Raw genomic sequence first — 1,020 nt, forward strand, 5'->3', positions numbered from 1 at the left:
AAAGTAAAAAATATTCGCACTGAAATTGAGCTATTTTCATAAATTAAAAAATGAAATTAAGAAAAGATAAATTATCGTAAATTATATGCTTTACTTTATTATTAAAATTATAATAATGATAAAAAATGTTGGGCTTTTTTAATCGTCAAAAAGAGGAGTGTTAAGGTGAAAAAACGATTTATTACAATAGGAATGATTAGTCTTTTGGCAATGATAGATTTAACTCTAAGGTCTAACTTTAGTTGGGGTTCTGACGCTCAAACTTCAACTATCCAAATCTCCTCCTCAACAGAATATCTGAAAATTATTCAGTTGTTAACAGAAAAAATTAAAGTAACTGAAGAGCAGATCAATAACGCGAAAAAAGTCTATCAATCTATAACAGGAAGTAGAATAACAGAACTAAGAATAAAAGAGGAGGGGAATTTTTTCTTACACGATATGCCTATCTACGCAAAACTAAACCAAAACTACCATAACCTATTTGTGACTGAGTATCCCAATCTCAAAGACATTTCATTTTCTATTTATGCCGAAGAGAAAAGGTCAAACTTTTGGAGCCTTCCGCCAAAGATGATGCGGCAAATAATTGATAAGCGTCTTAAATATAGTGGAATTGTCGAAAAAGCTGTAAGCTTGCAAACTTTCAAAGACGTAGAGAAGCGCTTTACGCAAATCATCGATTTCTTAGATGAGATAAATAGAACAACGAATCTAGCGGAAGTTTTCGAGCTACAAACACGCATCAGGAACATGTCATCCATGCTCCAAAATGAATATGCAAAATTACAAATGGTCAGAAATTTACGCGATAATGAAGAGCTTCTTATCGAAATACAAAAACGTAAATTGTATGGAAAAATAGTGAACTTTGAGCACAGAAGTATGCCCAGTGTAAGAATTTAGCGAATAAAGCTCTTTACAACATTTGCTTTTTTCATGAACACAAAAGCTAATTTACAGGGTTCAGTACTATCCCAATAATTCAAAGAGACACAGAGATTTTATCAAAGCCAAGAT

1 protein-coding gene is annotated in these 1,020 nt (G+C 32.0%); it reads left to right on the forward strand.

The window, feature by feature from the left end; all coding sequences use genetic code 11:
- The first annotated feature begins 165 nt into the window (after window positions 1-165).
- The gene (locus ACFIK2_RS08130) at window positions 166-906 is read left to right on the forward strand and encodes a type IV secretion system protein (RefSeq protein ID WP_375677141.1); all 741 of its coding nucleotides are present in this window, start codon (window positions 166-168) and stop codon (window positions 904-906) included.
- Window positions 907-1,020: the final 114 nt, after the last annotated feature.

The sequence above is a fragment of the Bartonella sp. AP88XZML genome (assembly GCF_042195565.1).
In the GTDB taxonomy this organism is placed as follows: domain Bacteria; phylum Pseudomonadota; class Alphaproteobacteria; order Rhizobiales; family Rhizobiaceae; genus Bartonella.